The organism is Plantactinospora sp. GCM10030261 (genome assembly GCF_042666615.1).
GTDB lineage: Bacteria > Actinomycetota > Actinomycetes > Mycobacteriales > Micromonosporaceae > KBS50.
The window spans coordinates 23,728-44,797 of the sequence record NZ_JBHTDD010000032.1; the positions used below are offsets into that span (position 1 = coordinate 23,728).

Here is a 21,070-nt window from a genome sequence, read left to right on the forward strand (position 1 = left end):
GCGACAGGTGAACGCGGGCGGCCGTACGCCCCCCGACGAAGCTGGCGACAGCCAGCCACGGCCGCCGGTCCGGCGGCCGTGGCACGTGCGGTGACCGGGTCAGTCCGGCAGCCGCACGGCGGTGCCGGTGACGTCGATGCCGCCGGCCGGATCGGCGCCGATGCCGACCCGGAGCACGCCGGGACGGCCGAGGTCGTCGCCCTGGCGCACAGTCACCGTGACCGGTGGTTCGACCAGGCCGAGTTCGCGCAGGTAGCCGCCCAGCGCGGCGGCCGCCGCGCCGGTGGCCGGGTCCTCCACCACGCCGCCGGGCGGGAACGGGTTGCGGGCGTGGAACACCTCAGCCGACTCGCGCCACACCAGGTCGACGGTGGTCCAGTCGCGTTCGGCCATCAGCGTCGCGAGGGCGTCCATGTCGTACGCCAGGTCGGCGAGCCGCTCCCGGGTCGCCGCCGCCACGATCGGGTGCCACGCCCCGGCGTACCCGATCCGGACCGGCAGCGCCGGGTCGAGGTCGGCCGGCGACCAGCGCAGCGCCGCCAGCAGCGCGGCGAGGTCCGCCTCGGTGATCGGTACGGACCGGGGCGGCACGCTTGTCAAGGTGGCCGTGACGGTGCCGTCCGGGGTGGCGTCGGTGCGCACGTCGATCAGCCCGGCGCGGGTGTCCAGGCGGAGCGGGCCGGTGCCGTGCCGTTGCGCGTACGCGGCGGCGGACGCGATCGTGGCGTGTCCGCAGAACGGCACCTCCGCCTTCGGGCTGAAGTAGCGCACCGCGCAGGACCGGTCGCCAGTGGGGACGAGGAAGGCCGTCTCGGAGTAGCCGAGGTCGGCGGCCACCTTGAGCATCTGGTCGTCGTCGGCGCCGGTGGCGTCGAGCACCACCCCGGCCGGGTTGCCGCCCTCGGGTCGGTCGGTAAAGGCGGCGTACCGCAGGATTTCCATGACCACGACGCTAGCCAACACGGCGCGCGGCGTCGGCAGCCAATCCGCACCCGGCGGCCCGCCCTCCTCCCAGCCGCCGATCTAGGGCAGATGGTCGTGATTGGAGATCAAGTCACGACCATCTGCCCTAGATCGGCGGTGCGACGCGGGGGCGGCGCGGGGGCGGCGCGGGGGGCGCGGGGGGCGGCGCCTACTTTGAGACGAAGACGGCGACGGATCGGGCGGGCACGGTGAAGGTGCCGGCGGCCCGGTCGAAGGACGCGGTTCGCAGCACCGGGTCGGCGGACTCCCGCAGCACCGGGTGCAGGGCCACGTCGGCGCCGCGCAGGTCCGGCAGCATCTGGGTGGCCGTCGACGGCGTCGCGTTGAAGACGACCGTGACCGACTTCCACCGGGGGTCGAGGCCAGTGCCGTCCAGCCTCATGGTCAGCACGCCCGGCGTCTCCGCCGTGCCCGACAGCGGGAAGGACACCCGCCGCTGCACGTCGGCGGCGGTGGGCAACCCGAACACCGGCGACGAGGCGCGGACCCGGAGCAGTTCGGCATACCGGGCGTCGGCCAGGTCGATCGCCGCGCAGTCGGGTACCAGCGCCGGATCGGCCAGCAGCGGCTTCGCGTACGACCACTTGTCCTGGTTGTCGGCGGCCGGCGGCAGTCCGGCGCCGAACCCGTTGCCGTCGGCGCAATCCCACCGGATCTGGTTGAACCAGTCCCCCGAGTTGTACGAGTTACGGTCCAGCGACTTGGATCGCAATCGCTCGGATCCGGCGGTGACGAAGCCGGTCCCCTGCCCCATGACGACGGTGGACAGGGCGAGCACCTGCATCCGGGCCCGGTCGACCGCGCTGGTGTCCTGCGGCAGCTTGTACGCCAGTGCGTCGTACAGGATCTCGTTGTCGTGGGCGTCCACGTAGGTCACCGCCTCCCCCGGCGCGGCGGTGTAGCCGGCCGGCGAGCCGTTGTAGTCCACCTGGGCGCCGGTGACCTCCCGGCCGGACGAGTCGGTGAACCGGTAGCCGGCGAGGTTACCGGCCAACCCGACCTTGATCAGGTCGTGCTGGTGCAGCAGTCGGGCCCGCTGTTCGTCGGCGGACCCGTTCACCGGGTCTCCGTTCGGGTCGGTGAACAGCCCGGAGGCGAAGCCCTGGTGACGGGGGTTGGCGTCGAACGGACCGCCGCCGCGGACGCCGTCACGCAGCCGGTCGTTGAAGGTGCCGATCCCGGTGCCGGCCAGGTTGGCCTGGGTGGCCTGGACGAACCGGGCGTCGTTGGCGACCTCACCGAAGTTCCAGCCCTCGCCGTAGAGGAGGATCGCCTTGCCGTCCACGCCGTCCCGGCCGACGGTGAGCTTGTCCAGCGCGGCCCGGACGGCCAGCATGTTGGCCTTCGGGTGGTGCCCCATGAGGTCGAACCGGAAGCCGTCCACCTTGTACGCCTTGGCCCAGGTGACTATCGAGTCGACCACGAGCTTGCCCATCATGGCGTGTTCCGGTGCGGTGTTGGCGCAGCAGGTGGAGTTGGCCACCGACCCGTCCTCAAGAAGCCGGTGGTAGTAGCCGGGGACGATCTGGTCGAGCACCGACTTCGGATCGGTGCCGGCGGCCGACGTGTGGTTGTACACGACGTCCATGACCACCCGCAGGCCGGCGCCGTTGACCCCGGTCACCATCTGCCGGAACTCCTTGGTCCGCGCCGCGCCGGTCGGGTTCACCGCGTACCCGCCCTCGGGCACGGTGTAGTGCAGCGGGTCGTACCCCCAGTTGTAGCCGTCGCTGTCGGCGACCGCCGCGACGCATTCCTGCTGGTGTTCGGAGTCGGGCGGCAGCGCGGCCAGGTCACAGTCGGGCTGTCGCTGGTCGGCCCGCCGTTCCGGGATGGTGGCGAAGTCGAACGCCGGCAGCAGGTGCAGGTGGGTGACGCCAGCCTCGCCGAGCTTGGCCAAGTGCTTCATGCCGGTGCTGGCCGGGTCGGTGAAGGCCAGGAACGTGCCGCGCCGCTCGGCCGGGACGCTGTCGTCGGCCATCGAGAAGTCGCGGACCGACAACTCCTGGACCTGGGTCCGGCCCGGCGGCACGGCCGTCGGCTTGCGCAGCCCGGCCCACCCGGCGGGGGCGAGTCGCGGGTCGGTCAGGTCGACGATCTGGCTGTGCGTCGAGTCCGGGGCCAGGGCCACCGAGTACGGGTCGGTCACCGAGGCGGTGACCATCTTCTGGGTCGCCGGTTGCCACGCCTCCACCTGGTACCGGTAGTACTTCCCGGTCCAGTTCCTGGCTCCCCGCACCGACCAGACGCCGGTGCGGTCGTCACGGCGCATCGCCACCGTGGTGGGTTTCGCGGTCGGCGAGTCGAACAGTTGCAGGTCGACCATGCGAGCGGTGGGCGCCCAGACGGCGAGGGTCGGCCGGCCACCGGTGAAGGTGGCGCCGAGGTCGGCCCGGGTGGCACCGGCGTACACGTCGTCGAGGACTCCGGGTATCTGTACCCCGGTCGCCGCGAGCAGGTTGCCCTCGTGGTCACTCTCGGTCACCACGAGTTGCCCGCGCAGCAGCTCCGGCACCTTGCGCACGTCACGCCGGTCGAGCTGGAGCGCGGTGGACTGCCACAGGTGCGGGAACGTCGCGCGCTGGGCCTCGGTGAGTCCGTTGCGCTGCGCGCGCAGTTCGAACTTCTGGTACGTCCCGGAGAGCTTGCCGTCGACGACGCTGAGCCCACCGTCCGGGGCGGCCACCAGGTCGTACCGACGGCCATCGGTGGGTCCGGCGCGCCAGGCGACGGTGGCCGCGTCGATCCAGTGTGCCCGCTGCCTGGTGATGTCGAGGTCGCGCTTGGCGCTGGCGGTCACCGGGAGCAACCTGCCCGGGGTGCCGGACAGCAGCCAGGCCTCGCGGCCGGCGGTGGTGAAGTCGAGTCGCTGGTCATCGGGGAGGTCCTTGGTGTCGCCGCGGTGGATGATGTAGCTGAGCCCGGTGGCGCCGGCCGCCAACGGCACCCGGAAGACCGCACCGAAGGCGTCCTGGCCGGCGGGTTGCAGCGGGCTGGCCCAGTCGGTGGGGTTCGCCGCGCCGTCCCACACGTGCAGGCCCCAGCCGGTGTAGTCGTTGTCGGCCCGACGGTAGTGCAGCACCGCCGTGGATTCGTCGACCGGCGGGTCCGGCTCGCCGGTGGCCGCCTGGCGGGTCGGGTAGACCGTGGGGTCACCCTGCTTGAGCCAGATCTCGCCGGTCTGGGTGACGTCGATGGTCCGGTCGACCTCGACGTCCTTGGTGCCGTTGCGGTCGACCACCAGGAAGCCGACGGACTTCGCGTCCGGCTTCAGTTTGACCCAGGCGAACCGACCGTAGGAGTCCTCGCCGGCGAACGGCTGTCCGGCCGGCCACTCGGTCTGGTAGGCGGGGTCGATGTCGCCCCAGGCGTACAGCCCCCAGTCGGTGTAGTCGCCGGCCGGGCGCTGGTAGTGCACCACCGCCCAGTCCCGGGACGCGGTTGCCGGCGGGGTGCCGACCCGGGCCGTGGTCCGGGCGGTGGCGGTGCGTCCCCGACCGTCCCGCGCCACCGCCTTGTAGTCGATCCGGGTGCCGGCCGGCAGCCCGGTCAGGTCGTGGTGCACGACGTACGGGGCGTGCGGGGCCTGGCCCAGTAGGGTCCACGGGCCACGGCCGACCCGGGCGGCCACCGTCACGGTGGCCAGCGGGTCGCCGGTGACCCGCGCGGTGACGGCGGCCCGGCCGGCGACCACGCCGTCCGGGGCGGGGTCGGTGATGGTGATGCCCGGTTTGCCGGCGGGCAGCGGGATCGGGCCGCCGGCCTTCAGCACGACGGCCGACATGGCGGGAACGGTCAGGGTGAGTTTGCCGTCGGCGCCGGCCGTCGCGGTGCCCGCGCCGCCGTGGATGCCGGTGAAGGTCCCCCCGGGCGACCAGGTGTCGACGGTGACCCGCTGCTCGGTGCCGGCGTTGTTGACCGCCGCGAGGTACTCCACCCGCTGCTTCGGATCGATCCGGGAGAAGGCGAAGACGCCGGGGCCCTCGGCGGCGTGCCGGGTGACCTGGATGCCGTCCCGCAGCGCCGGGTGGGCCGCGCGCAGCGCACCCAGGTCGGCGATGGTCCGGTAGAGCGGGTGGGTCGGGTCGTACTGGTCGACCGCATGCGTGCGGTCGGTGCCGATCAGGTCGTCGTCCAGGTAGTCGGCGGTCTTCGAGGCGAACATGTCCTGCCGGGCGTCCTTGTCGCCGCCCGGGCCGGTGAAGCCCTGCTCGTCGCCGGAGTAGACGACGGGCTGCCCGCGGGTGAGGAACATCAGCTCGTGCGCGAGCCGGTCCCGGCGCACCTGGTTGGCCGGGTCCGGGTCGCCGGCGGCGATGAACGAGCCGATCCGGCCCATGTCGTGGTTGCCGAGGAAGGTGGGTAGCCGGCCGGCATCGGTGTCCCGGGCGGTGTAGAGGTCGTCCCGGGCGTACACGTCGGCGAGCGCGGTGGCCGAGCCCCCGGCGGCGGTGTAGCCGCGGGCCGCCTCCTGGAACGAGAAGTCAAGCGTGGCCGGCAGTCCGCCGCGCCGCACGTACGTCGACTCGATCTCCTGGTCGGCGCTGTACACCTCACCGAACATGAAGAAGTCCCGCTTGCCGGCGCGTCGGGCCGTCTCGTCGATCCCCCGGCTGAACTGCGGCCAGAAGTCGAGGTTGACGTGCTTCACGGTGTCCAGGCGGAACCCGTCGACACCGGTTTCCTTGATCCAGTCGCCGTAGATCTTCGTCATGCCGCGCACCACCTCCGGCCGTTCGGTCCACAGGTCGTCGAGGCCGAAGAAGTCGCCGTACTCGCTGTTCTCCCCGGCGAAGGTGGAGTCGCCCCGGTTGTGGTACATCGTCGGGTCGTTCAGCCAGGCCGGCACCTTGACGGTGCGGTCAGCGGCGGTCGCGAAGGTCGGCGGGTGCGGGAACGATCCGGTGTTCACGGCGGGGAAGGCTCGGGTGCCGTCGGCGTAGTTGCGGTCCTCGAACGGCCGGCCCCGCGCGTCCCGGTACGGCTTGGTCGCCTTGTCGGCATAGGAGTAGTCGTCGTCGGCGTACCGGATGACGTCGGCGGTGTGGTTCACGATGACATCGAGGTAGATCTTCATCCCGCGCTTGTGGGCCAGCTTGACCAGCCGCTTGAGGTCGTCGTTGCTGCCGAAATGCGGGTCGACCTGGGTGAAGTCGGTGATCCAGTATCCGTGGTAGCCGGCCGAGATGTCATCGCCGCTGCCCTGGACGGGCCGATTTTTGAACACCGGGGCCAGCCAGATCGCGGTGGTGCCGAGACCCTTGATGTAGTCCAGCCGGTCCATCAGTCCCTTGAGGTCACCGCCGTGGTAGAAGCCCTTGTCGGTGGGGTCGTGGCCGGTGGCCATCCGGTCGCCGGCCAGCCCGCCGCGGTCGTTGCCCGGATCGCCGTTGGCGAACCGGTCCGGCAGGACGAAGTAGAACTGTTCGGCCCGGCCGGTGCGGTCGGCGGCGGCGGCGAGCGCGACCTCCGCCGGTTCGCTGTTCCACTGCGGTGCTCCGGTTGTGGACGTCGGAGCGGCGGTCGCCGGGTCGGCGGCCAACCGCGGGGCGGCGACCGGCGCGCCGACAAGTGACAGGACGAGCAGTGCGGCGCTGGCGAGCAGCGTGGCGCGGGGCGGGGGCTTCATCGACGGCCTTCCTCTGGTCGCTGATTGGCCCGCACGCTAGCCCGTCCCGAAAGTCCATGCAAGACCTTGCAGGACCTCCGCAAGAACTTGCGGGCAGCTCAGCTCAGCCGGCACGCCACCCCATTGACGTCACACCGCTCCGGCCCCACCACGCCGTCCGACCACTGGAAGTGCATCCTGAGCACCAGCGAGGCGCCCCCGTCGATCGAGCTGCTGAAGACCAGCCGGTCGGCGTCCCGGGTCACCGTCGGCTGTGAGACGCCGTCCACCCAGTGCGTCACGAACCGGCCCGCCCGCGACGGGAACGACAACGTCGCGGTCCACCGCTGCCGCGTCGTCGAGGAATTCCGGACGTGCAGTTCCCCGATGAAGAAGTTGCCGCCACCGGTGGCCCGGTAGGCACCTGCCACGACCGGCTGGATCGCGCTGCTCCGGGGAACAGCCCTCGGTGGTCGGGCCGGACGCCTGGACGGAGACGGGCTGGCCGGCACCACGGTCACCCTCGGCAACACCGACGTGGTACGCGACGAACCGGTGGCCGACGGCGTCACCCCGGTAGCCGGCGCGGCGGGCTGGTCCACATCCCTCGGCGGAGGAGCGGCCGCCCGTTCCGCCGCGACGTCGGAGCCGTCCGGCGGACCGTCGACGGGGGCCACCAGGGCCACCACGAACAGCACGGACATGATGACGATGCCGATCGCCACGATGATCCATGGTGTCCAGGCGAGGAGACCGGATGAGCGCCTGTCGATCCCGACATCACCGCTGGCCACGCGGCCACCTCCGATCACGCCTTGGATCCGCCGAGGCTAGTCGCACGGCTCGATCTCCGCATCCGTGCGGCAGGTCGATCCGGGCGGTACCCGACGACCGGCATGATCGATACTGGGTGGGTGCCCACTCTGGTCGGACCCACCGAGTCCGTGCACCGGTCGTTCCTGGCGGCGATGGCCGAGTTCCAGGCCGAGGGACGCGGGCGCCCTGACGACGCCACATCGCTCGGCGAGGAACTGCGCCGGTACGGGACACAGTGGACCGACGTGACGGGGTTCCACCGGTTCGTCGCGGAGCTGCTGGCCCAGGTACGCGAGGAGGCGCCCCGGCCGGACGGCTGGGTGCCGACGACGTACCTGTGGTGGGTCGACGGCCCGGAATACCTCGGCCGGCTGGCCGTCCGGCACCGACTCACCCCGGTGCTGCGCGAACTCGGTGGTCACATCGGATACGACGTCCGCCCCACCGCGCGCCGACGCGGACACGCGACCGCGATGTTGCGTGCCGCGCTTCCGATCGCCCACCGGCTCGGCATCGACCCCGCACTGATCATGTGTGACGTCACAAACGTCGCGTCCCGGCTCGTCATCGAGCGCAACGGCGGCAAGCCAGCCGGCCAACACGGCGACAAGCTGCACTTCTGGCTGCCGACCGGATAGCCCGGTCGCGGGCGGGCAACCTCAACCGCGGTCGCCGAGCAGGTCGAAGCGGCGGGCGAAGGCGCGCAACTGGTCGCGCTGCTCGTCCGGATCGGTGGTCGGGACGTTCACCACGAGTCGGGTCACCCCCTGCCGGGCGTACCCGTCGGCGCCCTCCGGGGTGAGGTCGATCGAGGCCCACCGGGTGTACTCGATGGCCGCCGGGTCGCGACCCGCCGCCGCCGCCGTCGTCCGTACCAGGTCCAGTTGGCGGCGCCGCTCGTGCGGACTGAGCGCGCCGCCCGGAAAGTAGCCGTCCCCACGCAGGCCGGCCCGCCGGGCCGCCGCCCCACTCGATCCGCCGACGTGGATGGGCAGCCGATCGGTCCGGTACGGCTTGGGAAAGCTGCACGCCCCGTCGAAGGCGAAGAACTCGCCGTGAAAGCTGACGCCTGCCGAGCCGCCCGTCCACAGCAGCCGTAGCACGTCGATCGCCTCGTCCGCGCGCCGTCCCCGGCTGGCGAAGTCAACGCCGACCGCCCGCGCCTCACCCGGCAGCGTGCCGAGGCCAACGGTCAACAGTCGCATCCGTCCCTTGGACAGCACGTCGATGGTGGCCAGTCGCTTGGCCAGGACCACCGGATGGTGGTACGGCAGCAGCAGCACCCCGGTGCCGAGCAGGATCCGGTGCGTCGCCGCCGCGACGAAGGACAGCATGTCGAGCGGATCGGCGTACGGCAGATCGGTCGGGAACTCGACGGATCCGACGCTCGCACCGGGATACAGCACGATGTGCTCCGGCACGTACAACGCCTCGAAGCCGCACTCCTCGGCCTCCCGGGCGAAGGCGATGATCCGGTCCGGATCGACGCCGTAGTAGGGCGTGCTGTAGCTGACGGCGAACCTCACGAACGAACAATACGTCGCGGCGCGCGACGCTCGCCGCCGAGCCGGCGACTGCGGGGCCGGCCGTCAGCCGGCGCGGACCACCGTGCAGATCAACGGACCGTCGTCGGTCATCCGGAGCAGGTACTCGAACCGCTCACCCGGCACCGCCCGACCCTGGCTGTCGAGATACTCCCACTCGACCGCGACCATGGTAAGGAGCGCCGACACCCGCCGCACGTCGCGGAACTGCGCGTTGGCCGCCACCACCTCCCGGTCCTGATAGTCGGGTGCGGCACCGACGAAGGACAACGCCACCGCCGCGGGTGAGGTGAAGGAGAAGCTGTAGGTGTCGGCGACCACCATGCCCGGCAACGCGTAGCAGCCGGCGATCGCGGGAACGTCGGCCGCGGTCAACGCGGCGCCGTACCGGTCGAAGAAGTCGGCAAGCACTTCGAGGTCGGTGGAGATGTTCACGGATGCAGGAGTTTCCGCACCTGGTGATCGGCAAACCGGTCGACGCTGATCGGGCGCCGGAGGCCCCGTCGGCGCCGGTCAGCGTGACGGGATCCGGACCGTTATCTCGGCGCCGAGCCGGGCACCGCCGGACAGCGCGAGGTCGTCGCCGCTCCAGAACCGGCCGGGGTCGTACCAGTTCGGCCGGCGTCCGGCCGGCAGCAGGCCCATCGCCTCGTACGTCACCGCGACCACCTCGGCGCAGTACGCGGTCTCCAGCGCGCTGTCCGACGGCGTACCGGTCGGCGGCTCCGCCCACGCCTCGGCCGGCGGCCCCGGCGGAGCGACCATCGCCGGCCCCGACCGTCCCCGCCGGCTCCGGCCAACGGGGAGCCGAAGCCCCGGCACCCGGCCGTGCAACCACCGCCAGGCGAGCTGGGCGGTCGACGGGAACGGCGTGCCGTCGAGCCGGGCGATGGTGCGCAACACCGCGTCCTCCATGCCCCGTCCGGCGGGCGGTTCCAGCTGGCGCAGCCAGGCCCGCTGGCCGTACCGGTTGGCCCACACGCAGACGGCGTCCCGCAGGTCGTGCAGTTGCACCCCGCGCTGCCGGCTGCCCGACCACATGTCCGGCAGCGACCGGCCCAGCTCGGCATGCCACATCAGCGGCGGTAGGTCGTCCAGCACGACCGACATCCCGACATGGTTGACCGGGCTGTTGGTGGTGAACTGGATCGCCCGGTCCGGCACGCTGCGACCCCGGAAGACCCACACATCACCGGTACGGGTCAGGTCGATCGCCTCGTCCAGGCTGATGCTCGTCTCGGCCACCCCGAAACCCTAAAGGACCGGCTCCTGTTGTTCGCGTTCTGGACAGAAGGGGGCCGCCGTCAACCGCCGCGGCCGGTCCGCGCCACCGCTGGCCCGAGCTACCGGAGCACCGACGCGGCGATCCGGTCGACCGCGTCGGCCAGGATCTCGGGCGTGGTGGCCAGGTTCAGCCGCACGTACCCGGCACCGCCGGTGCCGAAGTCCGACCCCGGATTCACCGCGACCCGACCCCGGTCGAGGAACACCGCCGCCGGGTCGTCGCCCAGGCCGAGCGGCCGGCAGTCCAGCCAGGCGAAGTAGGTGCCGGCCGGCGGGCGGTAGCCGACCTCCGGAAGCCGCTCGGCCAGCAGCTCGGCCAGCAGTCGCCGGTTCTCGTCCAGCCCGCTGAGCAGCGCGTCGAGCCACCCGACGCCGTCGGTGAGGGCGGCGGTGTGCGCGAGGACCCCCACGTGGCTGGCGCCGTCCGCCGCCTCGTCCGGCATCCTGGCCAGGTCCTTGCCCGCGGCGGCACCGGCCACCGCCACCGCGGACTTGAGGCCCGCCAGGTTCCACGCCTTCGACGCGGACAGCAGCGCGAACCCGGTGTCACCGCCGGGGACCGTCAGGTACGGCACGAACCGCGCACCGGGATGCACCAACGGCGCGTGGATCTCGTCGGCCACCACCCGCACCCCGTACCGGGCCGCCAGCTCGGCCACCGCGGCCAGCTCGTCCCGGCTGTGCACCACCCCGGTCGGGTTCTGCGGACTGCACAACAGGTACGCCGCCGCTCGACGGCCGCCGTTGGTAGCGCTGCGAAACGCGGTCTCCAGCGCCGCCGGGTCGAGCCGGCCCGCCGGGGTCAGCGGCGCCGCCACGACCTGTCGGTCGAGGTGTTCGACGAAGGCGAAGAACGGCGGATACACGGGCGGGTTCACCACCACCGCGTCGCCGGCGTCGGTGATCAGCTTCAGCACCTCGACCACGCCGAGCATGACATCGGGTACGAGGGCCGTGTGGTCGATGTCGATGGTCCAGTCCCAACGGGCGGCCGCGAATCCGGCGAGCGCCTCCGCGTACCCGGTGCCGGACGCGTAGCCGGTGTCGCCGAGGGCGATCGCGTCGGTAACCGCACGGGCGACCGGCTCGGCCAGCGGCACGTCCATCTCCGCGACCCACAGCGGGAGTACGTCCGGCGGGTAGTGCCGCCACTTCTCGCTGGTCCGGCGGCGCAACTGGTCGAGGCGCAACGCGCGCAACGGATTGGTCGGAACGGGTGCGCTGCTCGGCTGCGGCATGGCGGCTAGCCTAGGCACATGCGGTGGTGGAAGGTACTCGGGCTGGCGAGCTTCGTAGGGGTCGCGGCGACGGGTGTGGTGATCGCCCGCGCCGAGCGCAAGCGGCGCGCGTACACGCCGGACGAGATCCACGCGCGGCTCCGTGAGCGCCACGCCGAGGCCAACATCGCCCCAGACCCGACGAATCCGGACGGAACTCCCACAGACTGACGATCCGCCATCAACTCGGATTGCGGGATATCGGGGCATCGAGCGCGCGCCAACCACGCACCATGCCGCACACGGAGTCGATCAAGGGCGACCCGAGGCCCCGAGAATGGGCGAACACCCGGGCGGCGGGGCCAGACGCGCGTTTTACACCAAATGTCCGGATCATCTGGGCGGGATGTCCCGAGTGTCCGTGGCCGGGGCCACCCCCGAGCCGGAAATCTCCGCCCCCACCCAGGCGTTGTATATCCCCGAGACGCGCACCAGCGGCCCGCCCCCCAAGGGCCTGAACTTCATGGGCCCTGAACCCACCGGGCGCCGGCTCCCCGCCGCGCACCAGCAGGCCGGCCCGCAACATCCGGGCACCAGCTCCCCGCCCCCGGGCCACTCAACCCGGTCATGGCCAGCCGCGCGGGGAACATCCCGGCCCACCCACCGGTTACACCCCCCCCGACGCCGAGCACCACCGCGTCCCCGCGCCCACCGTGAACACCCCGAGGCGCACAAGACACCACCACACCCAGCCCGACGGAACCCCCACCGAAAGGCAGGACCCCCTCATGAACACCATCCTGAACACCACCCTGCGCAAGACCGCCCTCACCACCGCCGGCCTCGCCCTCACCGCAGGCGCCATCGCCGGCCCCCTCACCACCCTCACCACCCCCGCCCACGCCGCACCCACCACCACCATCACCACCGACCGCGACAACCACGACCGCGACCGCGGCGACCACCGCAACCGCGGCGACCGCGGCGGCGGCAAGGAACTCCGCGTCAACTACGCCCCCCAACCCAACTTCTACTACTGCGGCCCCGCCGCCGCCCGCCACGCCCTCACCGCAGGCGGCCACGACATCCCCATCGACGAACTCGCCACCCAAATGGGCACCACCGAAGCCGGCACCAACAGCGCCGAAGACATCACCAAGGCCCTCAACAAGGCCACCAACACCGACAAGTACCGCACCACCGAACTCAGCAACCCGCACATCACCGACGAACAAATCACCACCCTCAAACACGACCTCACCACCACCATCGACGACAACCGCGCCCTCGTCGCCAACGTCGTCGGCACCGCCACCGACACCAACGGCACCCCCCACACCTACGAAGGCGGCCACTACATCACCGTCCACGCCTACACCGACAACGGCGACACCGTCAAAATCGCCGACTCCGCCAACCCCAACACCGCCAGCTACTGGATCACCACCACCGACCTCGCCCACTGGATGGCCACCCGCGGCTACACCCACTAACCAACCACCCACACCCACCACCACCCAGCAAGGGCCGACCCACCACGGGCCGGCCCTTGCCGGCATCTCCGAACTGACCAGCCCTGTCGCCGGTGCCGGCAATATGCGAAGCTGCCTCGACATTTTCTCGCGCCGCCGGCGCTATGACGGAGGAGGTTGGCCGTGGCGTGGTCCCTCGGGCACACCATGATCGTCCTATTGGCACTGCTGCTGGGTGCGGTGGCCGGTTGGCTGCTGCGCGGCGCGCGGGCGGGGGACGCCAGCACCAACGCGGCGGCGTCCGGCTGGGCCCCGACGGACGGCGCGCGGTCGCACGCTGACTCCGAGGCCGATGTGGACGTACCGGTCCACCGTGCCACCACCGACGGTGACCTCGGCAACCCCGCCCCCGTGGCGGTCGTGGATCAGGTTCCGCCACTGGCCGTGGAGGACGAGATGGGCGACGGACGCTCGGCCGATGCCGGGCAGGACGCTGGCCGCCCGGCTGACGTGCCGGAGCCGGAACGTTCGCCCGACGACGATGGGACGCCTGAGCCGGTCAGGAACACCGAGCCGGGCGACAAGCCGACCGGGGAAGAGCCGACCGGGAAGCCGGTCGACGGCCCCGACCCGGTCAGCGGCACCGGCCCTGTCGGTGACCGCGACGCGGTCGGTGACACCGGCTCGGTCGGTGACAGCGACGCGGTCGGTGACAGCGACGCGGTCGGTGACACCGGCTCGGTCGGTGGCCGCGACGCGATCGAGGTCGACCCGACCGAGGTGGAAACCCCGCACGCCGAGACGGCGACCACCACGGCCGAGGAATCCGGCGCGAGCACCCCGGCATCCGACGCCGGGCGGCCGCTCGCTCCCGAACAGCCGACGATCCCCGAACAGCCGACGGCCGACGACAGCCGGGTGCCGACGACGCCGGTGTCGCCGGCACCCGTGCTGGACCCTCCGAAGGCCGACCCGGCGACGGCGGCCGACGATCTGCGGCGTATCGAGGGCATCGGGCCGAAGATGGCGACCGCGCTGAGCGCGGCGGGCATCCAGACGTACCGGCAACTGGCCGACACCAACGTCGAGGCGTTGCGGTCCGCGGTTCGCGGAGCCGGCATGCGGGTCCCGGCGAGCCTACCGACCTGGCCGCAGCAGGCCGCGGTCTTCGCGGGCAGCACGGAGGCGGCCACCGCCTACCCGGGGCCGGGTACGGACGAGCGCGGCGTCTGACGAGTTGACGGAGCCCCGCCCGCGAATACCGTTGGGCGGGGCTCCGCCGTCAGCTGGCTACGCCGGGGTGACCGGATGGTTGCCCGAGGTACCGCCGATCGCTAGATAATGATGTCCGGCTCAGCCCCGATCACGTCGCCGCAACAGTCCCCGCCGCAGATGATTCCACCGGGCACCCGGTAGCACACGCAGCACGGCTCCGGTTCCGGCTCTGGCTCCGGCTTGGGCTTCTTCTTCTTCGCCGACACGATGAACTCGATCGACACGCGGGCCTGAACGAAGTCCTCGCCCGCTTCGACGGCACCACTCGCGGCCATCTCCTTGAAGCGCGCCTTGACGTCGGAGATCACTCTTCGCCCGAGCTCCTCCTCGTCCACGATGGTCCGTTGCATGTCACTCGCCTTCCCATGGCCGAGAACCAGACGTCACCGGTAATCAGTGTCTCACCATGGTGACGATAGGCCAATACTACGATCACTTTGCGTGATCGTGGCTGATCTCGGTGCCTCACAGGCACTCACAGTCACCCCGTCCCGCGGACACCGATCGCCGCGTGGGCCGCCGCGGCAGCGTACGGTGCAGCCGGACTCAGCGGGCCACGCCGAGCGGGCGCTCGGCCGGCGTGACGGGAACCGGCAGGGTGCCGGCGCCGCCCAGGTAGGCGTGGACGGCGGCGGCCGCCGCCCGCCCCTCGGCGATCGCCCAGACGATCAGCGAGGCGCCGCGATGCATGTCCCCGGCCACGAACACCCCGGGGGCCGCCTGCCAACCGGCGTCTGTGTCCAGGGCACCGCGGGCGTTGCGTGCCACGCCGAGCTGGTCGAGCAGCGGCTGCTCCTCGGTGCCCTCGAAACCGATGGCGAGCAGCACCAGGTCCGCCGGCAGCTCCCGTTCCGACCCGGGCAGCACCGTGAGGATCCGCTGCCCGTCCCGCTTCTCGACCGTGACCTCGGCGATCCGGACAGCCCGCACCGCGCCCGTGCCGTCGTCGACGAACTCCCGCACCGCGACCGCGAAGACCCGGTCGCCGCCTTCCTCGTGCGCCGGATAGCTGCGCAGGACCCACGGCCAGGTCGGCCACGGGTCCCGGTCGGCGTCCCGGGCGGCCGGCGGCTCCGGATACAGGTCCAGCTGGTGTACGCCGGCCGCGCCCTGCCGGTGCGCCACGCCCAGGCAGTCCGCGGCGGTGTCGCCGCCGCCGATGATGACCACGTGCCGACCGTTGGCGTCGATCGGCGTCTCCGCCTCGCGGCCGGAGACCACCCGGTTCGCCGCGACCAGGTGCGCCATCGCCTGGTGTACGCCCCGCAGCCCGCGTCCCGGCGTGGCGGGCGTGTCCCGCCCGGCCAGGGCACCGCAGGCGAGCAGCACCGCGTCATACTCCGCCCGCAGCGTCGCACCGGTCACCTCGGTGCCCACGTCCACCCCGGTGCGGAACTCCACCCCCTCGGCGGCGAGCTGGGCGAGGCGCCGGTCGATGTGCCGCTTCTCCAGCTTGAAGTCGGGGATTCCGTACCGGAGCAGCCCGCCGATCGCGTCGTCCCGTTCGAAGACGGTCACCGCGTGCCCGGTCCGGACCAGTTGCTGGGCGGCGGCCAGGCCAGCCGGTCCGGAACCGACCACCGCCACCCGCCGGCCGGTCGGCGGTGCTACGGCGCGCGGGGTCACCAGGTCCAGGTCGAAAGCCCGGTTGATGATCTCGACCTCGACCTGCTTGATGGTCACCGCGCCGGGTCCGTCCGGTGACGCGGCCATGGGGACGTTCAGCACGCAGGCCGCCTCGCACGGCGCCGGGCAGAGCCGGCCGGTGAACTCCGGGAAGTTGTTTGTGGCGTGCAGCGACTCGATGGCCGCACCCCACCGGCCGGTGCGCACCAGGTCGTTCCAGTCCGGGATGCGGTTGCCGAGCGGGCAGGCGTGGTGGCAGAACGGGATGCCGCAGTCCATGCACCGGGTGGCCTGTTCCTGGATCAGCGCGTCGTCGGCGGGCGGGTAGACCTCCCGCCAGTCGCGGATCCGCACCGGCACCGGCCGGCGGGCCGGCAGCCGGCGGTCGTGGCGCAGGAAGCCGTTCGGGTCAGGCACGAGCAACCTCCTCGTCACGGCGGAACATGGGCGACGCGGCAGCCACCGGCGGGGAGCCGGCCGCGGCACCGGCCGACCCGGGACTGGCCGGGACGGCGAGGGCCGACATCACGGCCTCGTCGACGTCCCGACCCTCGGCTGCGGCGGTTCGCATGATCTCCATGACCCGCCGGTAGTCGCGCGGCACCACGGCGGTGAACTCCTCCACCGCCTCAGGCCACCGCTTGAGCAGCCGCTCCGCGACCGCCGAGTCGGTCTCCGCGAAGTGCCGCTGCACCAGGCCGTGCAGGCCGACCCGGTGCTCGTCGGTAAGCGGTGACAGGTCCACCAACTCGTGGTTGACCAGTGCCGGGTTCAGCCGCCAGACGAACGCCGTACCCCCGGACATGCCGGCGGCGAAGTTCCGGCCGCACTCGCCGAGCACCACCACCGTGCCGCCGGTCATGTACTCGCAGCCGTGGTCGCCGACGCCCTCCACGACGGCCACCGCACCCGAGTTGCGCACCGCGAAGCGTTCGCCCACCCGGCCGCGCAGGAACAGCTCACCGGCGGTCGCGCCGTACAGGATGGTGTTGCCGGCGATGGTCTGGTCCTCGGCCCGTTCGCCGGGGTCGGTGTCCTGGCCGACGAACGGCGACCGCGGGTCGGGACGCACCACGAGCCGCCCGCCGGAGAGCCCCTTGCCGACGTAGTCGTTGGCGTCCCCCACCAGCCGCAGGGTCACCCCGGCCGGCAGGAACGCCCCGAACGACTGGCCGGCGGTGCCGGTCAGGGTGAACTCGATGGTGTCGCCCGGCAGCCCGGCGCCACCGAACCGACGGGTCACCTCGCCGCCGAGCATGGCGCCCACGCTGCGGTGCTCGTTGCGCACCGCGACGGCGGCCCGCACCGGCGTGACCAGCGTGGCATCCGGGGACCCCGGGTCGCCCAGCGCCGGAGCCGCCAGCGCGATCAGTTCGTTGTCCAGCGCGGCGGCCAGCCCGTGGTCCTGGCCGCGGGTACGGCGGCGGGCCGCGCCAGCCGACGGCTGCGGAACCGCCAACACCCGGCTCAGGTCCAGCCCACCCGCCTTCCAGTGGTCGACCGCCGGCAGCACGTCGAGCAACTCGGCGGCGCCGATCGCCTCGTCGAGCGACCGCAGTCCCAGCTCGGCCAGGTAGCCCCGGACCTCTTCGGCGAGGAACAGGAAGAAGTTCTCCACGAACTCGGGCCGGCCGGTGAACCGCTCGCGGAGCACCGGGTTCTGGGTGGCGATGCCGACCGGGCAGGTGTCCAGGTGGCACACCCGCATCATCACGCAACCGGAGACGATAAGCGGCGCGGTGGCGAAGCCGTACTCCTCGGCGCCGAGGAGCGCGGCGATCACCACGTCGCGACCCGTCTTCAGCTGGCCGTCCACCTGCACGGTGACCCGGTCACGCAGCTTGTTGAGCAGCAGCGTCTGCTGGGCCTCGGCGAGCCCCAGCTCCCACGGCGTGCCGGCGTGCTTGAGCGAGTTCATCGGCGAGGCACCGGTGCCGCCGTCGTGGCCGGAGATCAGGATGACGTCGGCCTTGAGCTTCGCCACCCCGGCCGCGACGGTGCCGACGCCGATCTCGCTGACCAGCTTGACGTGCACCCGCGCGGCCGGGTTCACGCACTTCAGGTCGTGGACGAGCTGGGCCAGGTCCTCGATGGAGTAGATGTCGTGGTGCGGGGGCGGGGAGATCAGCCCCACCCCGGGGGTGGCGTGCCGGGTGCGGGCGATCCACGGCCACACCTTGTTGCCGGGCAGTTGCCCGCCCTCCCCCGGCTTGGCGCCCTGCGCCATCTTGATCTGGAGATCGTCGGCGTTGACCAGGTATTCGCTTGTCACCCCGAACCGTCCGCTGGCGATCTGCTTGACCGCCGAGCGCCGGGCCGGGTCGTACAGCCGGTCGACGTCCTCGCCGCCCTCGCCGGTGTTGGACTTGCCGCCGAGGCGGTTCATCGCCACGGCGAGCGTCTCGTGCGCCTCCGCCGAGATCGATCCGTACGACATGGCGCCGGTGGCGAACCGCTTGACGATCTCGCTGGCCGGTTCCACCTCGTCCAGCGGCACCGGTTCCCGTTCCCCGGTGCGCAGCCGGAACAGCCCGCGCAACGAGCCGGCCTTCGCGGCCAGTTCGTCGACCGTCGCGGTGTACCGGCGGAACACCTCGTACTGCCGGTGCCGGGTGGCGTGCTGGAGCAGGAAGACCGTCTCCGGGTTGAACAGGTGCAGCTCGCCCTCGCGGCGCCACTGGTACTCGCCGCCGACCGCGAGCCGCCGGTCCACCGCCTGGTCCGCGGAGGCGGTGTCCCCCGGCGGGTACGCCCGGGCGTGCCGGGCGGCGATCTCGGCGTGGATGCCGGCCAGCCCGATCCCGCCGATGGTGCTGGAGGTGCCCGCGAAGTACCGCTGCACCAACCGGGTCTCCAGCCCGACCGCCTCGAAGACCTGGGCACCGCAGTACGACGACACGGTGGAGATGCCCATCTTCGACATGATCTTCAGGACGCCCTTGCCGAGCGCCTTGACGTAGTTGCGCACCGCGGCGGCCGGCTCGGTGACGGCCAACGCCCTGGTCCGGACCAGGTCCTCCACGGTCTCGAAGGCCAGGTACGGGTTGACCGCGGCGGCGCCGTAACCGATAAGCACGGCGACGTGGTGCACCTCCCGGCAGTCCCCGCTCTCCACGACCAGCGCGATCCGGGTCCGGGTCTGCTCGCGTACCAGGTGCTGGTGGACGGCCGCGGTGAGCAGCAACGACGGGATCGGCGCGAGGTCGGCGGTGGAGTCCCGGTCGGAGAGCACCAGGATGCGTACCCCGTCCTCGATCGCCTCCGACACGTGCCGGCAGATCTCGGTGAGCCGGGCCTTGATTCCGGCCGCCCCCTCGCGGATCCGGTACAGCCCGGAGACCCGGACCGCCTTGAACCCCGGCAGGTCACCGTCGTCGTCGACGGAGAGGATCCGGGCCAGGTCGTCGTTGTCGAGCACCGGGTACGGCAGCGTGATCTGCCGGCAGCTCGCCGGGCCGGGCCCCAGCAGGTTGCCCTCCGGACCGATGGTGGACCGCAGGCTGGTCACCAACTCCTCCCGGATGGCGTCCAGCGGCGGGTTGGTGACCTGGGCGAAGAGCTGGTGGAAGTAGTCGTAGAGCAGCCGTGGCCGGGTGGACAGCGGGGAGATCGGGGTGTCGGTGCCCATCGAGCCGACCGGCTCGGCCCCGGTCCGCGCCATCGGCCCGATCAGGACCTTCAGCTCCTCCTCGGTGTAGCCGAACGTCTGCTGGCGGCGCAGCACCGAGTCGCGGGTGTAGACGGTGTGTTCCCGGGGCGGCAGGTCGGCCAGGTCGATCATGCCGGCGTGCAGCCACTCGTCGTAGGGCAGCTCGGCGGCCAGCTCGCTCTTGATCTCGTCGTCGGTGACGATCCGCCCGGCCTCGGTGTCGACCAGGAACATCCGGCCCGGCCGCAACCGGCCCTTGGCGACCACGTCCGCCGGATCCAGGTCCAGCACGCCGGCCTCGCTGCCGAGCACCACCAGACCGTCGGCGGTGCGCCACCAGCGCCCCGGGCGCAGCCCGTTGCGGTCCAGCACCGCGCCGACCAGCGTGCCGTCGGTGAAGGCGACCGAGGCCGGCCCGTCCCACGGCTCCATGAGGGTGGCGTGGAAGCGGTAGAACGCCCGCTTGTCCGCGGACATGTCGGGGTCGTTCTCCCAGGCCTCCGGGATCATCATGAGTACGGCGTGCGGCAGGCTGCGGCCGGCCAGGTGCAGCAGTTCCAGCACCTCATCGAGGTTGGCCGAGTCGGAGGCGCCCGGGGTGCAGATGGGGAACAGCCGGCGCATGGACCCGGGGATCAGCGGACTCCGGAGCAGCGCCTCCCGGGCCTGCATCCAGTTGCGGTTGCCGCGGATCGTGTTGATCTCACCGTTGTGGGCCACGAACCGGTACGGGTGGGCCAGCGGCCAGGACGGGAACGTGTTTGTGGAGAACCGCGAGTGCACAAGTGCGATCGCACTCGCCAGCCGCGGGTCGCCCAGCTCGGGGAAGAACGCCGGTAACTGGTCGGGGGTCAGCATGCCTTTGTAGACCAGGGTGCGCGCGGACAACGACGGGAAGTAGGCCGGGGCGCCCCGCTCGGCGCTCTCCCGCTCGGCCTGCTTGCGCACGCAGAAGGCCACCCGGTCCAGTTCGATGCCGGTCAGCGGCGAACCGGCCGGACCGGCCGGCGAGTCGGTGAGCCGGTGGGCGGCGAGGAAGAGCTGGCGGATCACCGGCCGGACGGTGAGCGCGGTCTCGCCGAGTCCGGTCGGGTCGACCGGCACGTCCCGCCAGCCGAGAATCTCCGCACCCTCCACCAGCGCGTACTTCTCCACCACTCGGCGGGCCACCGCCGCCGCGTCCGGATCCGTGGGCAGGAATGCCAGCCCGGTGGCGTACGCGCCGGCCGGCGGCAGCGGGAAGTCGACCACCTCGCGCAGGAAGGCGTCGGGGACCTGGAGCATGATCCCCGCGCCGTCACCGGTGTTCGGCTCCGCGCCGCGGGCGCCACGATGGTCGAGGCGACGCAACGCGGCCAGGCCGCGGGTCACCACGTCGTGGGAGCGCCGGCCGTGCAGGTCGGCGACGAAGGCCACCCCGCAGGCGTCGTGCTCGTTCGCGGGGTCGTAGAGCCCGACAGGCTCTGGAAGGCCGGTGGCCGGCGGAGCGGGCTGCGGCGGGAGAGGGTACGGAAAATCCACCGGGTCTCCTGTCGTCATTCACGTTCCATCACGGTCGGGACGACGTCGGCCCTTGTTGGTTTCCCGAGTCTACG

14 protein-coding genes are annotated in these 21,070 nt (G+C 72.0%); 4 read left to right on the forward strand and 10 right to left on the reverse strand.

Going from position 1 to position 21,070, the window contains the following annotated elements; translation table 11 throughout:
* Positions 1–99: 99 nt before the first annotated feature.
* The 3 genes from ACFQUZ_RS27690 to ACFQUZ_RS27700 all read right to left on the reverse strand — a co-directional run bounded on the left by ACFQUZ_RS27690 (position 100) and on the right by ACFQUZ_RS27700 (position 7,317).
* A complete protein-coding gene (locus ACFQUZ_RS27690; RefSeq protein WP_377447392.1) occupies positions 100–942 on the reverse strand; it encodes a PhzF family phenazine biosynthesis protein in 843 nt (280 codons plus the stop codon).
* A gap of 190 nt (positions 943–1,132) precedes the next feature.
* A complete protein-coding gene (pulA, locus tag ACFQUZ_RS27695; RefSeq protein ID WP_377447394.1) occupies positions 1,133–6,613 on the reverse strand; it encodes a pullulanase-type alpha-1,6-glucosidase in 5,481 nt (1,826 codons plus the stop codon).
* 98 nt (positions 6,614–6,711) lie between these two features.
* Positions 6,712–7,317 (reverse strand): cellulose binding domain-containing protein, encoded by a 606-nt coding sequence (locus ACFQUZ_RS27700; protein WP_377447395.1) that lies wholly within the window; start codon positions 7,315–7,317, stop codon positions 6,712–6,714.
* Between the two features lie 189 nt (positions 7,318–7,506).
* Here ACFQUZ_RS27700 and ACFQUZ_RS27705 point away from each other — a divergent pair, with 189 nt between their 5' ends.
* The gene (locus ACFQUZ_RS27705) at positions 7,507–8,046 is read left to right on the forward strand and encodes a GNAT family N-acetyltransferase (RefSeq protein WP_377447397.1); all 540 of its coding nucleotides are present in this window, start codon (positions 7,507–7,509) and stop codon (positions 8,044–8,046) included.
* Between the two features lie 21 nt (positions 8,047–8,067).
* Here the strand turns inward: ACFQUZ_RS27705 and ACFQUZ_RS27710 are convergent, their stop codons facing one another.
* From ACFQUZ_RS27710 to ACFQUZ_RS27725, 4 genes are all read right to left on the reverse strand, one after another.
* Entirely contained in the window at positions 8,068–8,934 is an 867-nt protein-coding gene (locus ACFQUZ_RS27710) for an LLM class F420-dependent oxidoreductase (protein ID WP_377447399.1), read from the reverse strand.
* Between the two features lie 63 nt (positions 8,935–8,997).
* The gene (locus ACFQUZ_RS27715) at positions 8,998–9,387 is read right to left on the reverse strand and encodes a hypothetical protein (protein WP_377447401.1); all 390 of its coding nucleotides are present in this window, start codon (positions 9,385–9,387) and stop codon (positions 8,998–9,000) included.
* Between the two features lie 78 nt (positions 9,388–9,465).
* The gene (locus tag ACFQUZ_RS27720) at positions 9,466–10,197 is read right to left on the reverse strand and encodes a hypothetical protein (protein WP_377447403.1); all 732 of its coding nucleotides are present in this window, start codon (positions 10,195–10,197) and stop codon (positions 9,466–9,468) included.
* Positions 10,198–10,295: 98 nt separating this feature from the next.
* Entirely contained in the window at positions 10,296–11,474 is a 1,179-nt protein-coding gene (locus ACFQUZ_RS27725; RefSeq protein WP_377447405.1) for a MalY/PatB family protein, read from the reverse strand.
* 18 nt (positions 11,475–11,492) lie between these two features.
* Here ACFQUZ_RS27725 and ACFQUZ_RS27730 point away from each other — a divergent pair, with 18 nt between their 5' ends.
* The 3 genes from ACFQUZ_RS27730 to ACFQUZ_RS27740 all read left to right on the forward strand — a co-directional run bounded on the left by ACFQUZ_RS27730 (position 11,493) and on the right by ACFQUZ_RS27740 (position 14,158).
* The gene (locus ACFQUZ_RS27730; RefSeq protein WP_377447407.1) at positions 11,493–11,684 is read left to right on the forward strand and encodes a hypothetical protein; all 192 of its coding nucleotides are present in this window, start codon (positions 11,493–11,495) and stop codon (positions 11,682–11,684) included.
* A gap of 566 nt (positions 11,685–12,250) precedes the next feature.
* The gene (locus ACFQUZ_RS27735; RefSeq protein ID WP_377447447.1) at positions 12,251–12,946 is read left to right on the forward strand and encodes a C39 family peptidase; all 696 of its coding nucleotides are present in this window, start codon (positions 12,251–12,253) and stop codon (positions 12,944–12,946) included.
* A 162-nt stretch (positions 12,947–13,108) separates the two neighbouring features.
* Positions 13,109–14,158 (forward strand): helix-hairpin-helix domain-containing protein, encoded by a 1,050-nt coding sequence (locus tag ACFQUZ_RS27740; protein ID WP_377447408.1) that lies wholly within the window; start codon positions 13,109–13,111, stop codon positions 14,156–14,158.
* 101 nt (positions 14,159–14,259) lie between these two features.
* Here the strand turns inward: ACFQUZ_RS27740 and ACFQUZ_RS27745 are convergent, their stop codons facing one another.
* The 3 genes from ACFQUZ_RS27745 to gltB form a co-directional block, all read right to left on the reverse strand.
* On the reverse strand, positions 14,260–14,550 hold the full coding sequence (locus ACFQUZ_RS27745) for a hypothetical protein (protein WP_377447410.1): 291 nt from the start codon (positions 14,548–14,550) through the stop codon (positions 14,260–14,262).
* A 196-nt stretch (positions 14,551–14,746) separates the two neighbouring features.
* On the reverse strand, positions 14,747–16,243 hold the full coding sequence (locus ACFQUZ_RS27750; protein ID WP_377447411.1) for a glutamate synthase subunit beta: 1,497 nt from the start codon (positions 16,241–16,243) through the stop codon (positions 14,747–14,749).
* Complete coding sequence (gene gltB, locus ACFQUZ_RS27755; protein ID WP_377447413.1) at positions 16,236–20,996, reverse strand: glutamate synthase large subunit; 4,761 nt, start codon at positions 20,994–20,996, stop codon at positions 16,236–16,238. Before gltB ends, ACFQUZ_RS27750 begins: the two co-directional genes overlap by 8 nt.
* Positions 20,997–21,070 lie beyond the last annotated feature (74 nt).

Excerpts from the sequence above, each read along its gene's own strand:
- ACFQUZ_RS27730 (WP_377447407.1), top strand. The coding sequence starts at position 11,493 with ATGCGGTGGTGGAAGGTACTCGGGCTGGCGAGCTTCGTAGGGGTCGCG.
- pulA (WP_377447394.1), bottom strand. The coding sequence starts at position 6,613 with ATGAAGCCCCCGCCCCGCGCCACGCTGCTCGCCAGCGCCGCACTGCTC.
- ACFQUZ_RS27745 (WP_377447410.1), bottom strand. The coding sequence starts at position 14,550 with ATGCAACGGACCATCGTGGACGAGGAGGAGCTCGGGCGAAGAGTGATC.
- ACFQUZ_RS27725 (WP_377447405.1), bottom strand. The coding sequence starts at position 11,474 with ATGCCGCAGCCGAGCAGCGCACCCGTTCCGACCAATCCGTTGCGCGCG.
- ACFQUZ_RS27690 (WP_377447392.1), bottom strand. The coding sequence starts at position 942 with ATGGAAATCCTGCGGTACGCCGCCTTTACCGACCGACCCGAGGGCGGC.